The 21,022-nt window shown below is 39.2% G+C and carries 19 protein-coding genes; 14 read left to right on the forward strand and 5 right to left on the reverse strand.

What is annotated here, in order from left to right; all coding sequences use genetic code 11:
- Positions 1–62: 62 nt before the first annotated feature.
- From B8977_RS08200 to B8977_RS08245, 10 genes are all read left to right on the forward strand, one after another.
- Positions 63–851, forward strand: coding sequence for a hypothetical protein (locus B8977_RS08200; RefSeq protein WP_084017222.1), 789 nt, complete (start codon positions 63–65; stop codon positions 849–851).
- 74 nt (positions 852–925) lie between these two features.
- Positions 926–1,765, forward strand: coding sequence for a complement C1q domain-containing protein (locus B8977_RS08205; RefSeq protein ID WP_143736399.1), 840 nt, complete (start codon positions 926–928; stop codon positions 1,763–1,765).
- Positions 1,766–1,856: 91 nt separating this feature from the next.
- Positions 1,857–2,585 (forward strand): hypothetical protein, encoded by a 729-nt coding sequence (locus tag B8977_RS08210; protein WP_143736400.1) that lies wholly within the window; start codon positions 1,857–1,859, stop codon positions 2,583–2,585.
- 75 nt (positions 2,586–2,660) lie between these two features.
- Positions 2,661–3,296, forward strand: a complete 636-nt coding sequence (locus B8977_RS08215; protein WP_084017225.1) for a hypothetical protein — start codon at positions 2,661–2,663, stop codon at positions 3,294–3,296.
- Between the two features lie 56 nt (positions 3,297–3,352).
- A complete protein-coding gene (locus B8977_RS08220; RefSeq protein ID WP_245828497.1) occupies positions 3,353–4,045 on the forward strand; it encodes a hypothetical protein in 693 nt (230 codons plus the stop codon).
- A 104-nt stretch (positions 4,046–4,149) separates the two neighbouring features.
- Entirely contained in the window at positions 4,150–4,842 is a 693-nt protein-coding gene (locus tag B8977_RS08225; RefSeq protein WP_084017227.1) for a hypothetical protein, read from the forward strand.
- A 25-nt stretch (positions 4,843–4,867) separates the two neighbouring features.
- The gene (locus B8977_RS08230; protein ID WP_143736402.1) at positions 4,868–6,460 is read left to right on the forward strand and encodes a T9SS C-terminal target domain-containing protein; all 1,593 of its coding nucleotides are present in this window, start codon (positions 4,868–4,870) and stop codon (positions 6,458–6,460) included.
- 26 nt (positions 6,461–6,486) lie between these two features.
- The gene (locus B8977_RS08235) at positions 6,487–8,064 is read left to right on the forward strand and encodes an autotransporter outer membrane beta-barrel domain-containing protein (protein ID WP_084017229.1); all 1,578 of its coding nucleotides are present in this window, start codon (positions 6,487–6,489) and stop codon (positions 8,062–8,064) included.
- A 39-nt stretch (positions 8,065–8,103) separates the two neighbouring features.
- Positions 8,104–9,660 carry a hypothetical protein gene (locus B8977_RS08240; protein ID WP_084017230.1) on the forward strand — a complete coding sequence of 519 codons (1,557 nt, stop codon included), beginning with the start codon at positions 8,104–8,106 and terminating at the stop codon, positions 9,658–9,660.
- 15 nt (positions 9,661–9,675) lie between these two features.
- The gene (locus tag B8977_RS08245; RefSeq protein ID WP_084017231.1) at positions 9,676–11,010 is read left to right on the forward strand and encodes a hypothetical protein; all 1,335 of its coding nucleotides are present in this window, start codon (positions 9,676–9,678) and stop codon (positions 11,008–11,010) included.
- A gap of 428 nt (positions 11,011–11,438) precedes the next feature.
- Here B8977_RS08245 and B8977_RS08250 read toward each other — a convergent pair whose 3' ends face one another.
- Positions 11,439–13,646: a zinc-dependent metalloprotease gene (locus B8977_RS08250; RefSeq protein ID WP_084017232.1), complete on the reverse strand. Its 2,208-nt coding sequence runs from the start codon at positions 13,644–13,646 to the stop codon at positions 11,439–11,441.
- 193 nt (positions 13,647–13,839) lie between these two features.
- Here B8977_RS08250 and B8977_RS08255 point away from each other — a divergent pair, with 193 nt between their 5' ends.
- Entirely contained in the window at positions 13,840–14,166 is a 327-nt protein-coding gene (locus B8977_RS08255) for a hypothetical protein (RefSeq protein ID WP_143736404.1), read from the forward strand.
- Here B8977_RS08255 and B8977_RS08260 read toward each other — a convergent pair.
- The 3 genes from B8977_RS08260 to B8977_RS08270 form a co-directional block, all read right to left on the reverse strand.
- Positions 14,139–14,918, reverse strand: a complete 780-nt coding sequence (locus B8977_RS08260) for a rhomboid family intramembrane serine protease (protein WP_143736406.1) — start codon at positions 14,916–14,918, stop codon at positions 14,139–14,141. The two genes, B8977_RS08255 and B8977_RS08260, sit on opposite strands and share 28 nt — an antisense overlap.
- Positions 14,919–14,984: 66 nt before the next feature.
- The gene (locus B8977_RS08265; RefSeq protein ID WP_143736408.1) at positions 14,985–15,950 is read right to left on the reverse strand and encodes an ATP-grasp domain-containing protein; all 966 of its coding nucleotides are present in this window, start codon (positions 15,948–15,950) and stop codon (positions 14,985–14,987) included.
- On the reverse strand, positions 15,931–16,422 hold the full coding sequence (locus B8977_RS08270; protein WP_084017236.1) for a hypothetical protein: 492 nt from the start codon (positions 16,420–16,422) through the stop codon (positions 15,931–15,933). Before B8977_RS08270 ends, B8977_RS08265 begins: the two co-directional genes overlap by 20 nt.
- Before the next feature lie 57 nt (positions 16,423–16,479).
- On the opposite strand from B8977_RS08270, the gene B8977_RS08275 reads away from it, so the two are divergent.
- Together B8977_RS08275 and B8977_RS08280 are read left to right on the forward strand one after the other, a co-directional pair.
- Positions 16,480–17,133, forward strand: coding sequence for an NRDE family protein (locus B8977_RS08275; protein WP_084017237.1), 654 nt, complete (start codon positions 16,480–16,482; stop codon positions 17,131–17,133).
- Positions 17,134–17,244: 111 nt separating this feature from the next.
- On the forward strand, positions 17,245–19,779 hold the full coding sequence (locus B8977_RS08280) for an ATP-dependent Clp protease ATP-binding subunit (protein ID WP_084017238.1): 2,535 nt from the start codon (positions 17,245–17,247) through the stop codon (positions 19,777–19,779).
- Positions 19,780–19,845: 66 nt separating this feature from the next.
- On the opposite strand, the gene B8977_RS08285 is transcribed toward B8977_RS08280, so the two are convergent.
- Positions 19,846–20,514 (reverse strand): helix-turn-helix domain-containing protein, encoded by a 669-nt coding sequence (locus B8977_RS08285; RefSeq protein WP_084017239.1) that lies wholly within the window; start codon positions 20,512–20,514, stop codon positions 19,846–19,848.
- Positions 20,515–20,610: 96 nt separating this feature from the next.
- Between B8977_RS08285 and B8977_RS08290 the strand changes: the two genes are divergently transcribed.
- Complete coding sequence (locus B8977_RS08290) at positions 20,611–20,997, forward strand: type III secretion system chaperone family protein (protein WP_084017240.1); 387 nt, start codon at positions 20,611–20,613, stop codon at positions 20,995–20,997.
- Positions 20,998–21,022: the final 25 nt, after the last annotated feature.

Below are 21,022 nucleotides of genomic sequence, written 5' to 3' on the forward strand. Positions count from 1 at the left end.
ATATTGCGGATATAAATTGTATTACCCTTTTTTAATTTTAACAATCTAAAAATCAAATTATTATGAAAAAATCTTTTTACACATTCAGTTTTGTACTATTGATCACACCATTATTTGGTCAGGTAGGCGTAGGCACAGTAAATCCACAGGCAAGCTTTCACGTGGACGGAGCCGCAGATAATCCCGAAACAGGTGCTCCGGATGCATCAGCTCAAGCAAATGATATTGTCATAACAGAAACCGGAAGAATAGGGATAGGAACTATTGCACCCGATACCAGATTGGAGATCAATAATGGCACAACAAATGGTGCGATTAAAATAGTAGATGGAACAGAAGGAGAAGATAAAATCCTTGTAAGTGATGCCGATGGTGTAGGGACCTGGCAGGAATCTTCAGCTACAAAGCCGGCAATATTAGGGACTTATCCTAGTCCAAGCATGACCGTTGATTCAGGAGGTGCAGGAACTACAAAATATAGCGGAACAAGTATTACTCTCACTCGGGGTAAATGGATTGTAACTGCAGGTCTGACAATCGGTTATTTAAACACGGTCACTACTAAAAAGTGGCTGCATGCATACCTGTCCAGCGCCACAGGAAGTGTTCAGGCAGTAGGATTTACAAATCTTGGTGCATCAGCAAATAACTCTGCTTATGCCGGGTCTGTAGTAAATGGGGGTGGTCCAAGTACGCATCAGATATATAATTTCTTGACGGGAAGCTCTGTAATTGAGGTTACTCAACCTAGTGTTACAGTCTATCTTTTAATAGAAAATTTTCCGGTTGGGGATTGGAGATACAGCTCCGACGCATGGGAAAACTATTTTTATGCAATACCGGTAAACTAAAAAAGTATATAGAAAAAATATAACAAACAAAATTTTGTAGTTCATTATTAAACACATCAATTTAATAGACATCAATGATGAAAAAAACACTTTATTCTTTTATTTTGCTGACGGTGATTTCATTTTCATTCGGGCAGGTAGGTATCGGCACTGACACACCAGACCCATCATCTATGCTAGATGTGGAATCTACTACCCACGGAGTCTTGTTTCCTCGTATGACAACCGCCCAGCGGGACGCAATAACTGCTCCGGCAAACGGTTTACAAATTTACAATACGGATTCTGATTGTATCAATATCTACAGTACAACGGATACCAAATGGAATGCCTTCTGTTCTACCGTTGAAACATCTGTTCCCACAGTAGCATCCATCACTCCTGTGTTTTTAGGATTCAGGGTTACTGACCAGATAATGGACACTAATAATGTGAGATACAATATTCCTTTTGACCGGGTTGACTATAATTCACTTACGGCATTAGGAGGAAGCTATGACTCGACAACTGGTGGTTTTACGCTTTCTCCTGGCTTGTACCAGGTCAGCTATGGGTTGATGCCGCTTGCATATGAGCTTACTCTTTTGGATAATGCCAACACAAATTCGGCTGAAGTATTTTTGGCGTCTTTTGAAAATACGTCGGGAAATACAGCCGGATCAGAAATTTATGGCTTTTCGATGGGTAATATCAAAGGTGCAGGTAATGGAGTTAGTTATAATTTAGCACTGCAAAATACTTTTTACTTTCAAACCACAACTACTCAGACTTTTTATTTGAAAGGTAAATTTTTCCAGGGTGTAGGAGGAATGCTTACCACCAATAGGGTTACATACGGGGCTTCCTCTTATGACAAGGTACATTTAAATAATTTCATAGCAATTAACCTCATCAGTATAGACAGTTCTCTTTAAACTTTAAAGTTACTATAGTCTAAGTGGAGAAGATAATTCTGTAAAATTTCAATCATTTATTTAAACCTAATTAATAATCAATACCTAAAAAATGAAAAAACAAATTTGTATAGCTGTGGCGCTGTTAATGTCAGGTGCCGCGTTGAAAGCTCAGGTGGGAATCAATACAGAAAATCCTCAGGGAATTTTACATGTTGACGGATCAGCAGACAATCCAATAACAGGTACACCTGATGCAATCCAGCAAAGCAATGATTTTGTAATAATGCCGGAAGGAAAAGTAGGGGTTGGAACTGTAAATCCGGAAACTAAACTACATATTCTCGGCAACAGCACTGACTCTCCGGTTATTGTGGATGGGCTTTTAAATCAATCCGTTACCGGAAGTTATGCCAACGTAATTATAGACAACAACACAGGAGAACTGTATAAAGGAGTGACGGCATCTAAACCCTTTTATTACACGAAATATACCTTATCGAATGTAAAAATGGATTGGGTAGCAAATTTTGATACCAAAATAGACACCAATAAATATACCGTAGTCGTTGTGGGATGTAGCTTCAATGTAGGGATAAGTACCTTTTTTAATTCTGGTAATTATTTCTTTCAATCCCAAAATGTGTTTAGTTATAAAAGCGGAGGGACGTGGCGTTTGACTGCTGACTTTCCTAATATCTCAACCCTTCAAAATCTTAATGGAACTTGGGTAATATATGTATTAATCATGGAAAACAACCAGGTGACCCAGCTGCCGGACATAACAGTAAATATGGGAGGTTCAGAAAACGGTTCTGTTCCAGCGTCCCCTGTTCCTTAGGTAAAGACTTACTGCAGGTACAGATTTATATAAATTAATAATAAATAAAAATAATTTTTAATCAATACATAACAAATGAAAAAGCAAATCATTTTATTGGCGGCCTTCCTTATCACGGGGGTTGCAGTTAAAGCACAGGTAGGTGTCGGGACAGATGACCCGAAATCTACTTTGGAAATCGTAGGTGAAACAACATCGACAGTAGCGGACGGAGTTCTAGTACCCCGTTTCACGGTAACGGAACTTTCTGTAAAGGACGGAGCTTATGGTGCAGACCAGAACGGAGCTTTGGTATTTGTAACCTCAGGAGTGGGTTCTGCCGGGAAAACTTCTGAGATCACAGGGCCGGGATTCCACTATTATGACAACGCAACTTCCAAATGGATAGCCGTAGGAGGCGGAGGGTCTTCAGCTCCGGCAGTTTATCAGAATATATTGGGAGAATCAGTTATGGTAAACGCAGCAAGTTATAACGCCTTACCAACAGATTATTTGATCAGAACAACCTTCAGTTCTTCGGTATCTGTAACGCTGCCAAATGCTGATGCATCCAATAAAGGAAAAATGTACGTAGTGTACAATAATAATACGGCTGCTTCTACAGTGACAGTTGTTTCCAATTCAGTATTGGGTACGTCGACAATGTCAATCAACAGAGGAAAATTCTTCGTAAGTGATGGTGCTAACTGGGTAGGTGTTACTTACAATTAATGTTTAATTATTAACCTATAAAAAAATGAAAAAAAACAAGCATATTTATAGCAACATTGTTATTGCTTACCGTAAAACTGTCAGCTCAGGCCTATAGTAATTCGGAAGTACAGCCAAACCTAACGGACAGTAATGTCTTTTTAGACGCGAGCAGCAACTTCAATAGTTCGGCCAACGGATCTCACAGTTTAGGGAAAGGGTTGGTTTTTCCTGACACAGATTTAACTCAATTCGAGTTTGACATGACCTTAGCAGACGGTATTTATTTCCCATCTTATTTTGACGGTATGGTAGTTTATAACGTAGGTAACGGGAATACGATGACAGGAGGTGACAACCCAACCGCCCCCAGTGCAGTAACTCCCGGCTTTTATTACTTTTCCAACCCGAATGGAACAACTAACGGAAACGTTGCCGACGGTGTATGGTTACCATTAGGAAGCGGCGGAAGTTCCCAGGTACAGATCGGAACTACGGAAAGCATTACCAATTTGGTATTGGCAGGCGAGCCGGTATATGCTATCAAAGGAACATTTACGGCTGACGGTACTACCACTTCTGCTACATTGGCTAATCCGGCAGGAATGACAAGCTTGTACAGGATAACTATTTACAAAGATGGTGCGGTTTACGGTACCGGCGTTTATTCTTATGACAAATCCAACGGGCAGGCCTATACAGGGAACCCCGGAGTATCTGTGGTATATCCTGCAGGTGAATACGAATACACAATGGAATATCTGAAATAACAAGCTAAATAACTCAATATTCTGCGACTCAGGCCGCAGAATATTTTTAATCAACCAACAAAATATATACAGCCAAACCTATATCAATAGCCTAAATCTAAAAAATGAAAAAACAGATCCTAATGATAATCCTGTTTATGACAGGCATTATCTTACAAGCACAGGTCGGTGTCGGAACGGAAAATCCTGTACTTGCAGCCATACTGGAAGTGAAATCAACTGAGAAAGGATTTCTGCCTCCCCGTATGACTACCGAACAACGTGATGCTATAAATGAGGGTAACCCGGCCGGCGGCTTGGTTATTTACAATACAGACGCTCATTGCCTTCAATACTGGAATACTGTAAAGTGGGTTTCTTTTTGTGAAGAAAATAGTACTTCAGGAAAATTTACCTATTGGGTAGATGATGAAGATATAGAAAACGATGCCAAATATTTATATATAGAAAACGGAACCAATGAAGATTTTTCAGGGAATCTTTTTGTTTATCATGATATATGGTTTTTTCCATATTCTACAGTTCCTTACATAATAGATGGGGAAACAGGCTCTTCCTGGGGAACCTCCAGGTCACTTTACAAATTAGGGGTTTATTCGATCCCTGCCGGTGAGACCATTCGTCTAAAAGTAGAGCTTCGCCCTCAGTCGGCGCAAACTGAATGGCTTCCTACGAGTTCTGCAACTGTCCATAGAAAAGATAATTTGAAATTATCCAGATCCGTGGTTGTTGCAAATGACGAAGCCCCTGTAGAAACTGTCTTGCCGGTAAACTTAAGTTGTTACGGTCCAAACTAAATTATATTAAACTATTTAACATAAAATGAAAAAAATATTACTGATGATATTAATGATTATAATATCACTAAATCTTAGAGCACAAGTCGGTATTGGAACGGAAAACCCTGATCCATCGGCTATGCTTGATGTAGAGTCTACAGAAAAAGGCTTTCTCCCGCCACGTATGACAACCGTCCAGCGTGATGCTATAAACAGTGGCAGCTTTACAGAAGGGCTTGTTATCTATAATACGGACATACATTGTCTGCAATTCTGGAATGCCACAGAATGGGTTTCTTTTTGTGAAGGAAATACCGATCCCGGAGGAGGTGACGATGACAATTATCCTCCTATTAACTACCGGCTTGGAGGAAGTGACATGGATCGTGCTTATTCTGTTATCCAAACCACAGACGGAGGTTATATCGTGGTCGGGGAGAGTCGGTCATCTGCCTCCGGTGACGTAAGTGGCACCAACAAAGGCTTCACTGATTCCTGGATCGTAAAGCTGGATGCTTCGGGGGACATAGAATGGGATAAACTTTATGGAGGCAACGGCTCTGAATCTGCCTGGAGCATACAACAAACCACGGACGGGGGCTATATCATAGGAGGAAATAGTTCCTCTTCTGCTTCGGGCAACGTGAGCGGTGCCGGTAAAGGAAATGATGATTATTGGATACTCAAATTAGATGCTTCAGGGAATATAGTCTGGGACAAGCTGTACGGGGGAAGCGGCACGGAAAGTTTCACTTCCATTCGGCAGACTACGGACGGGGGCTATATAGTGACAGGGAGCACTAATTCTTCTAACTCAGGAGACGTTAACGCTACCAATAAGGGTGTCCGTGATGCATGGATTGTTAAATTGGATGCATCAGGCAACATAGACTGGAAAAAGCTGTACGGTGGAAGTGGTAATGAATCTGTCAATTCTGTTCAACAGACTCCGGACGGAGGCTATATCCTGGCCGGGGTCAGTCAATCTTCTGCCTCGGGAAATGTAAGTGACGTCAATAACGGAGGCCAGGATTACTGGATACTCAAATTAGATGCTTCAGGGAATATAGCCTGGGATAAATTATATGGAGGGAGCAATAGAGAAGTTGCCGCTTCCATTGAGCTAACCACAGATGGGGGCTTTATTGTAGCAGGGATAAGCGCTTCTTCTGTATCCGGTGACGTAAGTGGTGTCAACAATGGAGGTGAAGATTATTGGATCCTTAAATTGGATGCTTCCGGTAATAAAGTTTGGGACAAGCTTTATGGGGGAAGTAATAATGAATCAGCCCTAGACATGAAACAAACTGCTGACGGGGGCTATATCATAGCTGGGCGAAGTATGTCATCTGCTTCAGGAGATGTAAGCGGTGTCAATAATGGAGCCGGCGCCACTGATTATTGGATCGTAAAGCTGGATGCCTTCGGAAACCTTATCTGGGAAAAGCTGTATGGGGGCATCGATGCCGATTCTGCCAATTCCATTCAGCAAATCACAGGTGGAGGTTATATTGTAGTAGGAGATTCAGCACATACATCTGCCGAGAATGGTGACCAGACAGGGCTTATATCAAGAGGGAATTACGATTATTGGATATTGCTGTTAGATGAAAACGGCAATCTCATAGAACCATGACTTCAATAAAATTAATTTAATATAAAATGAAAAAGTTAATTACAATACTAATCATTGCAGTAGCGGTAAACGTAACTGCACAGGTCGCTATCGGGAAGGAAAATCCTGATCCAACTGCCATACTGGACGTGGAATCCACAGAAAAAGGCTTCCTCCCTCCGCGCATGACAACCGCACAGCGCGATGCCATAAACAGCGGCAGCTTTACGGAAGGCCTGATTATTTACAATACGGATATCAACTGTATCCAGTACTGGAACACCACCTTGTGGGTGTCTTTTTGTGATGGAAATACCGATCCCGGAGGGGGAGGCGAAGATCCTCCTATTAACTACCGGCTTGGGGGAAGTGGTGAAGATTTTCCTACTTCCATTCAACAGACCTCAGACGGCGGATATATCGTAGCCGGTCGCAGCACTTCATCTGCTAACGGAGATGTAACAGGCACTAATAAAGGAGAGTTTGATTCTTGGATTGTCAAATTTGATGCTTCCGGAAATAAAGTCTGGGATAAATTATATGGAGGAAGTGGAAGTGATGGCGCAAGTTTCATTCAGCAAACTTCAGACGGAGGGTATATCATAGCAGGATACAGTACTTCTTCTGCCAATGGAGATGTAACAGGCACTAATAAAGGCGACGGTGATTGTTGGATCGTCAAGCTGGATGCTTCCGGGAACAAAATATGGGATAAACTATACGGAGGAAGTGCCGAGGACTCTACCAATTCTATTCAACAGACTTCAGACGGCGGCTACATCATAGCCGGGACCAGTCAATCTTCTGCTTCAGGAGATGTAAGTGATACCAGTAATGGAAACAATGATTACTGGATCGTCAAGCTGGATGCTTCCGGGAACAAAATATGGGACAAATTATACGGAGGAAGTGGAATCGATTTGGCTAGTTCTATTCAGCAAACCACAGACGGGGGTTACATCATAGCCGGGACCAGTCAATCTTCTGCCTCAGGAGATGTAACTGACACCAGTAATGGAAACAATGATTACTGGATCGTCAAACTGGATGCTTCCGGAAACAAAATATGGGACAAATTATATGGAGGAAGCGGAAACGATTGGGCCAATTCCATTCAGAAAACCACAGACGGGGGATATATAGTAGCTGGTTACAGTGATTCTTCTGCTTCAGGAGACGTAAGTGGAATAAGCAAGGGAATTAGGGATTATTGGGTACTAAAGCTGGATGCCGCAGGGAACAAATCATGGGATAAATTATACGGAGGAAATTCGATTGATGATGCATTTTCCGTTCAGCAAACTGCAGACGGAGGCTATATCATAGCCGGGTATAGTCTGTCATCTGCTTCAGGAGATGTAAGCGGTACGAACAAAGGTTTCGGTGATTACTGGATTGTCAAGCTGGATGCTTCCGGAAACAAGGTATGGGATAAGTTGTACGGGGGAAGCTTCGTTGATCAGGCATCTTCCATTTGGCAAACCTCGAGTGGGGGATATATCGTAGCAGGTTATTCAGGACATCTCTCTGCCGGAAACGGAGACCAGACCGGTCTTATTTCAAGAGGTGGTAACGATTATTGGGTACTGACGTTAGACGAAAACGGAAATCTTTTAGAACCATAATTTCAATAAAATTAATCTAAATCAAAAAATGAAATAAAAATGAAAAAAATAATAACAATACTAACGATTGGAGCAGCCGTAGCCCTTACAGCCCAGGTCGGAATCGGGGTAAACAGCCCTGATTCCACAGCTATGATGGAAGCTGCTTCAACCGAAAAAGGCTTTCTGCCTCCCCGCATGACAACTGCACAGCGCGACGCCATCAACGGTGGGAACCCTTCCGCAGGGCTTGTGATCTATAACCTTGACGTCCACTGTCTCGAATTCTTCAACGCTACAGAGTGGGTTTCTTTTTGTAACGGGAGCAACAGTGAGACTTTAAACTACCGTCTTGGAGGAAGTAGCTCAGATCAGGGAAATTTCGTCCAGCAGACATCGGACGGTGGGTATATCGTAGCCGGAAATTCAGAATCTACTGCTTCAGGTGATATATCAGGTACCAACAATGGTGGTCCTGATGCCTGGATTGTAAAACTGGATGCATCAGGCGAAGTGGAGTGGGACAAAATGATCGGAGGATCCGATTATGATGATATTTATTTTATTCAGCAAACCTCAGACGGAGGCTATATCATGACTGGGGGTTCTCAATCTTCAGCATCGGGTGATATAGTTGACACAAGCAATGGTTACCTTGATTCCTGGATTATAAAATTGGATGCTTCGGGTAACATACAATGGAACAGGCTTCTTGGCGGAAACAGTGCTGAATATTTCCTGGCTGTCCGGCAAGCCCCGGATGGAGGCTACATTGCAGTAGGAAGCAGTTCCTCATCGACGTCGGGAGATGTGACTGATACCAATAACGGCGCAATTGACTTTTGGATAGTGAAACTTGATTCCTCAGGTAATATAACATGGAGCAGACTTTATGGAGGAGAGGAAAATGATGAAGCCAGAGGCGTTCAGTTGACCTCAGACGGAGGCTATATTGTAACCGGATGGTCTTATTCTTCGGCATCAGGAGATATAGCAGCAACAAATCAGGGCAGAATGGATGCCTGGGTTATAAAGCTGAATGCATCCGGGGATTTGCAATGGGAAAAACTTTTTGGTGGAAATGATAATGACGAGGCAATCTCTGTTCAACAAGCTTCTGATGGTGGATATATTTTGGCCGGAACTTCAGAATCGTCTTCATCGGGTGATATATCGGATGTAAGCAATGGTGATGCCGATGGCTGGGTTATAAAACTGGATGCTTCCGGGAATATGCAGTGGAATAAGCTACTTGGAGGAAGTGATTGGGATGGTTTTTCATCAATCGGTCTTACTACGGACGGAGGTTACATAGTAGGAGGATCTTCAGGCTCATCTTTATCAGGCGATGTATCAGGAACAAATTATGGGAGCGGTGATCTTTGGGCAGTTAAGTTAGATGTTTCCGGAAACCAGCAATGGGATAAGCTCTTGGGAGGAACTGGCAATGAGTATGGCACATCTGCCCAACAAACTTCTGATGGAGGATATGTAGTTCTTGGCAGTTCTGCCCATAATTCAGCAGGCACAGGTGACCAGGCGGGCATTATTTCCATAGGAGAATATGATTACTGGCTGATAATGCTTGATCAGAATGGAAATACGATTGAACCTTAAACAATTTAAAATAAAATGAAAAAATTACTAACATTAATTATAGTCCTGGTATCGATTTATGCCGTAGCACAGGTCGGAATCGGGACAGAGACCCCCGACTTATCTGCCATGCTCGATGTGAAATCGACAGAAAAAGGTTTTCTGCCGCCAAGAATGACAACTGCACAACGCGATGCCATCAACGGCGGAACTTTTACCGAAGGTCTTGTTATTTACAATACAGACCTCAACTGCCTTCAGTTCTGGAATGCCACCGAGTGGATCAGCAGTTGTGACGGAGTGGGCAACCCTGGAGACGGTGAAGATCCCGGAGGAGAAGATCCCGGTGATGAAGACCCTGAAACTGAATGGACGCTTACATCTGTTGCGTCTTACAACGGGATTTCCGTTATAGACGGGCAGGGTGTGAGCTACAACGGTGAAACAATTCCCGCAGCCAGTACTATAACACTGAATGTAAATGTGACGTTAACAGGGCCTTACAATATAGCATATACCCATGCCGGTACAGGGCTTACATTCAGCGCATCGGGTAATTTTACCGCTACGGGAGCGCAAACCATTACTTTGGTAAACAATGAAATAGACATCCCCTGGGATACGATCGGGATGCTAAGCATGTCGTTGGAAACCAATGCAGCAAATACCCTGGAAATCAGCCCGATCATAGATGTTAAAACAATTCCTGCAAGCGAAACGCAGGTTGTGGAGGTTACCAGTGCTACGGGCAGGATATGGATGGATCGTGACCTGGGTGCCAGAAGAGCAGCTACAGGCGTGATAGATCTTTTGTCCATTGGCAATATGAATCAGTGGGGAAGAGGAAATGACGGGCATGAGATCATTGTTTTTCGTGTTGCCGTCGGCTCACAGCTTGGAAAGGGATTCAATAGTACAACTTCAACTTTGAGTCCTTCTGATGTGCCGGGGCACAATCAGTTTATTACAACAAGTTCAGGCACAAATGATTGGAGAGCAACAAGAAATGACGCCTTATGGCAGGGAGTTTCAGGGGTAAACAACCCATGCCCGAGCGGATTCCGTTTGCCAACCTCTGACGAGATTCAGAATGAAATTGTTCAGTATAGCATCACCTCAGCTGCAACTGCATTTGCAACCCCTATGAAATTTTCCACAACAGGTGTGAGAAATTTCAGTAACACGTTTGCCACTACAGCAGGTGCGGGTTTTCAAAATATTAATTATTGGACAAGCACAGCCATTACTGGCGGAATACCCGGAGGTTTAAATAGAGTTTACAGTGCTCAGTTAGATAACAGCTCAGATGGAGCGGGTATCAAACAAACCCCCAAAGGAGGAGGATATGCTGTCCGTTGTATCAAAAACTAAAGTATGTCGACTGTCCGGACAAAAAACGGGCATTCGGTTTATTGAAAAAATAAATGGTACGTTATAAAGTATCCACATTGTACTGTTCTAAAAATGGGTTTTTTCATACTTAAACAAAAGGGATGCCTTCATTCCACTCATAAAGGGTAAATAACTGACACTGCAATTATTCGGTTTGAAGGTATCTTCTTTTGTTTCATTGGATCAGAATCCGATCACGGAAACTTCCTTGTTCTTTAATACCGGAATTCTTTAAATCGTTCACGTTTATTATACCCGTTATATATTCATGATTTTTATTTTTATAATGCTCATCAATAATTTGAAATAAACCGGGATGTCATAACTATAGATGTATTAAGTAAACCGATCAAAAAAGCCGAAGTTGTTAAAACTTCGGCTTTTTCTATTATTATTCTAAAAAATAATTATTTGATAATTAATTTTTCAGTTGTTTTTCCTTCAGCTGTTTCGATCACTACAACATAAACTCCAGCAGGAAGTTTAACTGAGTAAGATTGATTCAACGCTCCGCCAGCATGATTGGTGCTATTGTTATAAACAGCTTTTCCGGAAGTATCGAAGATTGTAGTTTTTACATTTCCTTGTGCAATATTATTTGCTTTCAGATAAAACTGTCCGTTATTTGGATTTGGATACAATCCTACAGCTAATGAATTATCAAGATCAGTCACAGCCATTGTTCCCGTAAATTTGAAAGGTCTTGTAACGGCATAGTATATGTTATCAACTGCTTCAACCATAACTCTTCCTTGTGCACTGGATGTGGCAATTGTACCGGTTGGGATTGATACTGTTTCACTACCATCATTTGGTGTGCTTTCGCTAACTACTGTGAAAGTTGCGCCATTGTCATTAGATATGGAGATTCTAACATTTGCTGTATTGATGTCACCACCATCTGTACCTGCAACATCCCATTCAACCAACATAGAATTTGTACTTAAATCTACATTTTGATTCAGAACCGGATTTGTAAGTGCAAATGGACCTGCATCTCTTACGTTTACCCTCATGGCATCGGTAGCAGTTTGACCACCTTCAACATTATTATCTCTGACAGTAAATGTGAAATTAAGTGCACGAGTAACTGTATTTACCGATTCCCAGTTTTGCCATCTTGTCAACTGATCTGCCAATACATAAGAAAACTTAGGGAAATATCTTACAGGATCCACTGTGTGAGGGTGTGAACGGAAGTTTGGTCCTACAGCTTTGGTAGGCGATACCCGGCTGTTTGCACCTGTTGTTGAGTTATTACCGTTATCATTTTGTTCCCAGTTGTAAATTAGTGTATCTCCATTGCCGTCTGTAGCAGTTCCTCTTAATACAAATGCTGTTCCTTTAGGGATATTGTAGTCTGGTCCGGCATCAGCTACGGGCGTTTGATTTGTCAAAGTTGTATTTACAGCACATGGTTTGTTTTGTAAATTATTTTGAACTTGTAAAACACTTCTGTAAGTAAAATAATCATCAGAATGGGCCTGAACATTATAAGATGTAATACCTGCATAACCCATAATTGTTGATCCACTTCCCGGTTCAATATTTACACCTGTACCTTCAATGTTATGTGAAAATGTATGATTCGCTCCTAATTGGTGACCCATTTCGTGAGCAACATAGTCGATATCAAAAAAATCTCCTTCTGGTCCTCCTTGTCCGGGAGAAGTATATCCTCTTCCTTTGCTTCCATTGGTGCAAATACATCCGATACATCCGGCGGAACCTCCTCCTCCAGATCTGTGAAATATATGTCCTATGTCATAATTAGCAGCACCAATTACGTTATCAAGTGTTGTTTGAAGCTGACCTTGGGTTGTACTTATATTAGATGGGTTTGTATAAGGATCTGAAGATGCATTTAGATAAACGACATCTTCATTATTATCCACTAATATAAGTTGGATAGCTAAATCTTTTTCAAAAACCCCATTGACACGTGTCATAGTAGCGTTTATAGCTTCCATAGCACCTTCCAAAGTACCACCGTGGTAGGCAGAATATTCACCTGTTACAGATTGAGCCAATCTAAAAGTCTTGAAAACGCCTGCGCTGGATCTGTTTGAATTTACTAATTCTTGACTGTCGTTTGCCAATGCTGAAGTTTCAGGTGTAGAGCACTCAAATGGAATTTCTCCCTGATCTCTGTGGCTTTTTGAGTCAAATACGATGTATTTCCCATCTTCAGTATATCTCTCGATAAATTCAGATTTACCTGCTTTCAATATCATTGAAGAAATTCCTTTTGAAGGAGATAGGCTAAATCTTAAATAAGCAGTCGGGTCATCAACACCGATTCCTATGTAAGATTTGATTTCCGGAAATTTAGCTTGAAGTGCAGGAGCGAAGTTTGATGCTTCCCAGACTTGAAATTTTTCTGTTTTACCCTCTGCTGTAGGGATTGAAATAATCTTCCCCGGCATATTGGAAAAACGTTCTGGAGCATTTTGCAAATTTTGCTTCAATTGCTGCTCGTTTAAACTATAAAAACTAGAAGCTTCTATGTTCAACTTTCCTTCCTTAACTTGTGAAGCACCCAGATTGGTTTTAGACCATTGTGAAAAACCTAAAAGCGGCACAATCATTGTTAAAGTTAATAAAATTTTTCTCATGTGTGATTGTTTATTGTTTAGTGTTACAATTATACTTTGCTAATTTAAAAATATTTAACAAATGAAATCATATAATCTTTTTATTTTAACGCTTATTTTGTCTTCAATCCTCATAATTTCGTGTGAAAGCTCGAAATCAACTCAATCTAAATCTGATAATTTGCTCTCTAAAATTACATTAGAAAAAGTAACAATGGGTAGTAATTCCTCATTGGAGATTACGAAAGATGAAATTTTAAACGCATCCAATACAAGAGATGGAATGGGGGATGCTTCTAAAGGTGCAACAGAATCAAAAGATTGGAACAAACTCAATAACTTGGTCAGTAAATTAGATTTAACTCAAATCGACCAATGGGAAGGTCCTACGCAGGCAAGATTTTATGACGGCGCCAAAGCGACTACTATAATTATTGAATCAAATGGTGAAATCTATAATTCCCAGTCTTTCGACGAAGGTCAGCCGCCCGCCGAATTAAAAGAACTTTATGATTATCTGGAATCGTTAGTAAACCAATAATTTTGATCATCTGATTCATTTTTAGGTTCTTCACCGTATTTTTTTTCAAGCGCAATTCTTTCTTCTTCGGGAAGTGTTTGCTTGTATTTTTCCCAAAGCATAAGTTCTCTTGCGTCTGGTTCAGAATTCATTTCCCACGAATAAACTTTTCTTTGAACTCCGTGTTTTCTAGTTATAATTGAGAAAAAAAATCCCACTACAGCACCTGACAGATGACTTTCCCAAGAAATTGGATTTGAACTTTCTTTGTAAAATTTAGGTAAAATTTCTTCAGGGAAAACACCCCAAATCATACTTCCGTAAAGAAATACAACAATGAGTGAAAGCGCAATTAAATTTCTTGATTTTTTAAAAATTCCGCTAAAAAATATATAAGAAGCCAATAAATAAACAATACCGCTAGCTCCAATGTGACAACCCGCATAATCATCCCACAGATTCCCAAAAATCCAAACCAAAAGCCCGGTTAAAATCCATCCGAAGATGATAACATAATAAGCTGTTCTTTGATAAAATAAAACCGCAAAAAAACTCAAAACTGCCAAAGGAATGGAATTATTGATGATGTGTTTCCAGCCCGAATGAAATAAAGGTGCAAATAAAATTCCGCGTAACCCTTCCAGACTCCTCGGGAAAACCCCGTAACAATTGTACTCACCTAAGCCTAAAGACTGAAAAAAGAAAACGGTCCAAATGGAAAAAAGCAATAGCAGAGGAACTATCAATGTATTTTTGGGAAATGGATAAGTCATGTGTAATTTTCTCAATTAAATTTCACAAATCATTCCATGCCGAAAAACCTGACAAAATTGACAAAATCAAAAAATCCTTTTTAAAATGATTTGGATGAATTCTTTATCTGAATAATTTTTAGGTTGATTTCTTGCAATTTGAAATTGAATGTCCAAATGTCTCCTCGCTTCTTTGTAGGCTTGAATCAGAGAATATTTCGGGTCGTAAATATGCGTTGCTTCCGAATTCGCGCCGTTGATTTCTAAAATAATAAACTTTCCGTTTTTTAAATCTTCAATGGATTTTGCTTTTACATCAAATCGACCGTAATAAAACCTATCGATTCCCTCAGAAATTTCATTTATTTTTTGCGTCAATTTTTCTGAAATCAAATCTGAAGCATCATAAAACATTGTACCGCGATTGTGGTTGCCAACTGGTTCTAAAAGGATTTTTGTTCCTTTTGGATGAACAATATCTAATTCATTTTCAAACTTTTTCAGTAAATAATCTTTTCGGAAAAATGCCCTCGTATTTTCTGCGATGAAATTCCTCAAAGTCAAAATTCCATCCGATTCTAATTGCAAAAATTCTTTTCCTGTAATCGATAAAATTTCTCCAGAATTTTCATTCGGCATTTTCGCATAAAAAACTCCAAATTCAAAAGGGAAATCAATGAATTCCTGAATGATTAAATTTTCTTGTGATGGATAATTGATCCAGTCATTTACAGAATGTATAACTTCCACATTGACACCGCGTTCGCCGATATCTGGTTTTACGACAAATGGAAATTCCCATAAATTTTTGAAATCAGTTTTATTGGAAATAAAATCAGTTTTGGGAACGAATTCTGGAGAAATTTGTTTTAAAATATCAAATTTTGAATATTCCGTAAATCCACCGAATTTAATTCCAGGATTGACTTTGCAAAAATAAAATAACGAATTGGATTTCAGTGAATTCCACCACCAATACGTGACAAATGGCGCATAGAAAATCCACATCGGCCAGAATTCGTACCGAAAAATTTTAACCAGCCATTTGTTCACGATGCGAAATAGTTGAGTGCGCTACGCCGAAATTTTCAGGGATTTTTACATAATCAAAATTGTTTTCAATCCCGATTCGGATGATGGCGAGATGATGAACACAATGTTCAATGTTGTAAAGCAATTCGCGTTCGATGGATGAATTTATTTCACAAAAAGAATCATTTAATTTTTGTATCAAAATGACCTTTTTTTCAATGTCTAATTTTTCCAAATCGGAAATGATAGATTGCACTTTTTGCAATGCGATGTCTTTGTTTACCTCAGTTTCGATGTTTCTTTTTCGTTCATCATAATTGACAATACCATTTTCAAAATCCAACAAACATTCAAACAAATCCAATATATGACGGACGTGCTTCCCGATTGAATTTCCATTTAAGATTGATAGATTTTTAGAATAATCATTATCACCTAATTCTGATAAAAGGATTTTGATTTCTGACAATAAATTCCGGGAAACGTTCTTCATTTAACCAACATGAATAGCAAATGTAATAATTTCTACCTTTGTTTAAATTTATAATTTGTGTGCATCCTCAGCATTTTTATCCAAACCAATGGCGATTTCATTCTCACGCAAAACCGTGACGAAAGTATTTACAGACCGACTTCCCCAAACGTGGAAACCAGAGAATTTTTCGGTCGAAAAATTACGGGGCCGGTTGATTTAAATTCTGGCGGAACCTGGATCTACTACACTGATAAATATACAGTTTGTGTTTTGAATGGCGGTTACGAAAACCATTCGCATCGTCCACCTTACCGCATGAGCCGAGGTTTGGTGATCTTGGAATTGTTGAAATTTGCCTCGATGGATGAATTTATTTCTGAAATTAATTTAGACGGAATTGAACCATTTACAATGTTAATGATTGATTTAAAATCTAATCAAAAACAAATTTTGGTTTGGGATGGAAAACAGAAATTCGTTGAAAATTTAAATGATGAAAAATTGATTGTCCGTTCGTCGTCCACTTTGTACAATGCTTCTGAAAAGCTTTTTCACAAAGAGAAATTTGAAGAATTAGAATTTATTAATTACGAAGAAATTTATAAAATTCATCAAAAATTAGCCATGCCCAAGAACGAAAAATATCCGATTGTACAAAGTACATCTATCACACAGATCATTTATTCAGGAAAAGTTACAAACCTGAAATTTTGTCCGATTCAAATTTAAAATTTGACCAAATTTGGCAGTGTTAAAGTATGGATAACCCGTTAATAAATATGGCATCATTTGTGGTCAAAAGCAAAAGAAGTACATATATTTGTTAGTAAGAGATAAAAAATGAACGACAATTTTTCACAAAAAGTAAAAGACGTAATCGCATTCAGCAAAGAAGAAGCGTTACGCCTTGGACACGATCAGATAGGGACTGAGCATTTGCTTTTGGGCATCTTACGCGATGGCGACAGCAAAGCAGTTTCTATATTAGAAGCCTTAAATGTGAATTTGAAAGATGTAAGAGAGAAAATCGAACTTTTAGCACCGCCAAAAGAAACCTTTTCCAATTCTAAACAAAACCTTCAATTGACAAAGCAGGCAGAACGCGCTTTGAAAACAACTTTTTTAGAAGCCAAACTATTTAAAAACTCCACTGTCAATACAGTTCACTTGTTATTGTGCATACTCAGAAATGAAAATGATCCGGTAACGAAACTGTTGAAAAAATTGGATGTGGATTATGTTTCTGTAAAAGAAGAATTCAAATTTCAATACCAGGAAGACGATATAACGGAATCTCCAAAAGCTGAAAATTCCGGATATGATGATGAAGATGACCGCATCCAAGGAGGAGGTGAATTTGAAAAATCAAATCCAAAAGGAACTGCAAAAACTAAAACTCCGGTTTTAGATAATTTCGGACGAGATCTGACCCAGATTGCCATCGAAGGAAAATTAGATCCGGTCGTTGGACGCGAAAAAGAAATTGAACGCGTTTCACAAATTTTGAGTAGAAGAAAGAAAAACAATCCTTTGTTGATTGGTGAGCCTGGTGTTGGTAAATCTGCAATTGCAGAAGGTTTGGCACTTCGGATTATCCAAAGAAAAGTTTCACGTGTTTTGTACAACAAGCGTGTGGTGACTTTAGATTTGGCGAGTTTAGTTGCCGGAACGAAATATCGTGGTCAGTTTGAAGAAAGAATGAAAGCCATCATGAATGAATTGGAAAAAAATGATGACATCATTCTGTTCATTGATGAATTGCACACCATCGTTGGAGCAGGGGGAGCGACTGGTTCGCTGGATGCTTCCAATATGTTCAAACCGGCTTTGGCGCGTGGCGAACTGCAATGTGTAGGTGCTACGACTTTGGACGAATACCGCCAGTACATCGAAAAAGACGGAGCATTGGTACGTCGATTCCAGACGGTTATGGTTGATCCGACTTCTCCGGAAGAAACGGTTCAGATTCTCAATCAAATCAAAGACAAATACGAAGCGCATCACAATGTCAATTATACAGATGAAGCGATTGCAGCTTGTGTGAGTTTAACAAACAGATACATCACCGACCGCTATTTACCGGACAAAGCGATTGATGCTTTGGACGAAGCGGGTTCTCGTGTACATATCAAAAATATCAAAGTTCCACAAGAAATTTTGGATTTGGAACAAAAATTAGAGGAAGTTCGCGAAGAGAAAACGAAGGTTGTAAAAAGCCAGAAATATGAGGAAGCTGCACGATTAAGAGACAATGAGAAACAAATCGAATCTCAGTTGAAAAAAGCGCAGGCGGAATGGCTGCAAGATTCTAAAGATAACCGTGAAACGGTTACAGAAGAAAATGTAGCGGAAGTAGTTTCTATGATGAGCGGAATTCCGGTTCACAGAGTGGCTGAGAAAGAATTGAAAAAATTGGCTCAAATGAACGAGTTGATGAAAGGAAAAGTAATCGGTCAAGACGAAGCGGTTGGGAAAGTTGTAAAAGCGATCCAACGTAACCGCGCCGGATTGAAAGATCCTTCAAGGCCAATCGGAACTTTCATTTTTTTAGGAACAACTGGAGTTGGTAAGACACAGTTAGCTAAAGTTTTAGCTTCACAATTGTTTGACTCTGCTGATGCTTTGATTCGCATCGATATGAGTGAATACATGGAGAAATTTGCGATTTCACGATTGATTGGAGCGCCTCCGGGTTACGTTGGTTATGAGGAAGGTGGTCAATTGACGGAAGCCGTTCGCAGAAAACCTTATTCGGTAATTCTTTTGGATGAAATCGAAAAAGCACACCCGGACGTTTACAATATCTTGTTACAAGTTTTGGATGATGGTCATATCACGGATAGTTTAGGACGTAAAATTGATTTTAGAAATACGATTATCATTTTGACTTCCAATATCGGTACGCGTCAGTTGAAAGAATTTGGAGACGGTGTTGGATTTGGAACTTCTGCGAAAAAAGACACTGCAGACGAACGTGCGAAAAGTACAATTGAAAATGCAATGAAGAAAACTTTTGCGCCGGAGTTTTTGAACCGTATTGATGATATCATTGTGTTTAATTCTCTTTCAAAAGACGATATTTACAACATCATCGACATCGAATTGGAAAAATTGTACAAGCGTTTGACCGATTTAGGTTACGAATTACAATTGACCGAAGAAGCGAAAAATTTCATCGCGGAGAAAGGATTTGACAAAGATTTCGGAGCGCGTCCTTTGAAACGTGCGATTCAGAAATACATCGAAGATCCTATGGCGGAAGAAATTATCAACTCTGAAATTTCAGAAGGAGATAGTTTGCTTTTAGAATTAAATGAAGCAAAAGACGGCGTGAAAATTTCTGTAAAAGGAAAATCTGCCGAACAGAAATCTTAAAATGATTTTTATAAATATTGAAAGCTGTGCTGAAAAGTGCAGCTTTTTTTATGGATTAATTTAGAATTACAAATCCATCACTTTATTATAAACTCCATATTGAATCCAGAAATTCTGAGGTTTATTTGTGTTTAATTTAATTGATTTCCAATCGTTTAATTCCAATGAAATTGAATTTTCTATAATTTTAAATTTCCCCAAAAAGAATTCATTTTCGCTCCAAATCAATCCAAAAGAATCAGTGCTAATCAAATGCAAATTGTTCAAATCAATATTTTTAAAAAACAAAATCGAACCATCAGGATTTACAAACTCAGAATGATGAGAAATCGACGAATCCATTTCTAATGCAATCAGTTCATTCTTAGAATAAATAGGAAATTTAATTTGTGGTAATAAATTCAAATTCTGTAAAAAATCTTCATGTTTGGTTAAATTTTCCCGATTTAGAAATGGGATATCTGTTAAATTTTTAAATTTATTGACATTTGTTTCTTCAAAATAATCTCCAAATTTCAAAATCTCATTGACCGATAAAGGTTTTTCAATAAAATCATTCAACGGAATGCCAAAATAATTAGCAATTTTAATTACGTATTCCAACTTAGGCTCGGCACGTTTTTCCTCATAGGAAGAAATATTATTGCGTTTCAGTTCAAAAATCTCCGCAAATGCTTGCTGACTCAAACCTTTTACTTGTCTTAATTTTTTTATATTTTGTCCTAAAAAACTCAATTGTTGAAAACTTTAACATTTGCAATGCTAAAAATATTAGCATTTTTTATATTTTTACATCACAAATAAACAAAGATTAGTTTAAAAATCAAAATTATGGACTACAAAACTGTGAAAACTTATATCGAAAAGATGGATTATACCGTTGTCGATGAGAATGAGAAAGGGGGTGTCCTGGTGATTGAAAACCTGATGGATGGAGTGCGGAATTTGATTGTTGGAGTGGTTTCGCCGGTGCTTATTTTGGAGCAGTATCTTTTTACTTTAAAGGAAGACAACGAAGAAGTTTTTAAATCACTTTTGATTAAAAACCGAGACATCATTCACGGCGCATTTGCGCTGACAGAAGATGGTAAAAAAGTGATTTTCAGATATACACTTCAATTGCACAATCTGGATTTCAATGAATTCGAAGCAGCCATTAATTCTCTGAGTCTCTTGATGAGTGAATATTATGAACAGCTAATTAAATTTTCAAAATAAAAACTTTGTCAAAGTTGAATCAAAG

It is taken from the genome of Moheibacter sediminis, from assembly GCF_900176425.1.
In the GTDB taxonomy this organism is placed as follows: domain Bacteria; phylum Bacteroidota; class Bacteroidia; order Flavobacteriales; family Weeksellaceae; genus Moheibacter; species Moheibacter sediminis.

Coding starts and splice junctions, on each gene's coding strand:
- B8977_RS08210 (WP_143736400.1), top strand. CDS start 1,857: ATGAAAAAACAAATTTGTATAGCTGTGGCGCTGTTAATGTCAGGTGCC.
- B8977_RS08245 (WP_084017231.1), top strand. CDS start 9,676: ATGAAAAAATTACTAACATTAATTATAGTCCTGGTATCGATTTATGCC.
- B8977_RS08230 (WP_143736402.1), top strand. CDS start 4,868: ATGAAAAAAATATTACTGATGATATTAATGATTATAATATCACTAAAT.
- B8977_RS08240 (WP_084017230.1), top strand. CDS start 8,104: ATGAAAAAAATAATAACAATACTAACGATTGGAGCAGCCGTAGCCCTT.
- B8977_RS08250 (WP_084017232.1), bottom strand. CDS start 13,646: ATGAGAAAAATTTTATTAACTTTAACAATGATTGTGCCGCTTTTAGGT.
- B8977_RS08280 (WP_084017238.1), top strand. CDS start 17,245: ATGAACGACAATTTTTCACAAAAAGTAAAAGACGTAATCGCATTCAGC.
- B8977_RS08205 (WP_143736399.1), top strand. CDS start 926: ATGATGAAAAAAACACTTTATTCTTTTATTTTGCTGACGGTGATTTCA.
- B8977_RS08215 (WP_084017225.1), top strand. CDS start 2,661: ATGAAAAAGCAAATCATTTTATTGGCGGCCTTCCTTATCACGGGGGTT.
- B8977_RS08270 (WP_084017236.1), bottom strand. CDS start 16,422: ATGAAGAACGTTTCCCGGAATTTATTGTCAGAAATCAAAATCCTTTTA.
- B8977_RS08255 (WP_143736404.1), top strand. CDS start 13,840: ATGGGTAGTAATTCCTCATTGGAGATTACGAAAGATGAAATTTTAAAC.
- B8977_RS08200 (WP_084017222.1), top strand. CDS start 63: ATGAAAAAATCTTTTTACACATTCAGTTTTGTACTATTGATCACACCA.
- B8977_RS08225 (WP_084017227.1), top strand. CDS start 4,150: ATGAAAAAACAGATCCTAATGATAATCCTGTTTATGACAGGCATTATC.
- B8977_RS08290 (WP_084017240.1), top strand. CDS start 20,611: ATGGACTACAAAACTGTGAAAACTTATATCGAAAAGATGGATTATACC.
- B8977_RS08235 (WP_084017229.1), top strand. CDS start 6,487: ATGAAAAAGTTAATTACAATACTAATCATTGCAGTAGCGGTAAACGTA.
- B8977_RS08260 (WP_143736406.1), bottom strand. CDS start 14,918: ATGACTTATCCATTTCCCAAAAATACATTGATAGTTCCTCTGCTATTG.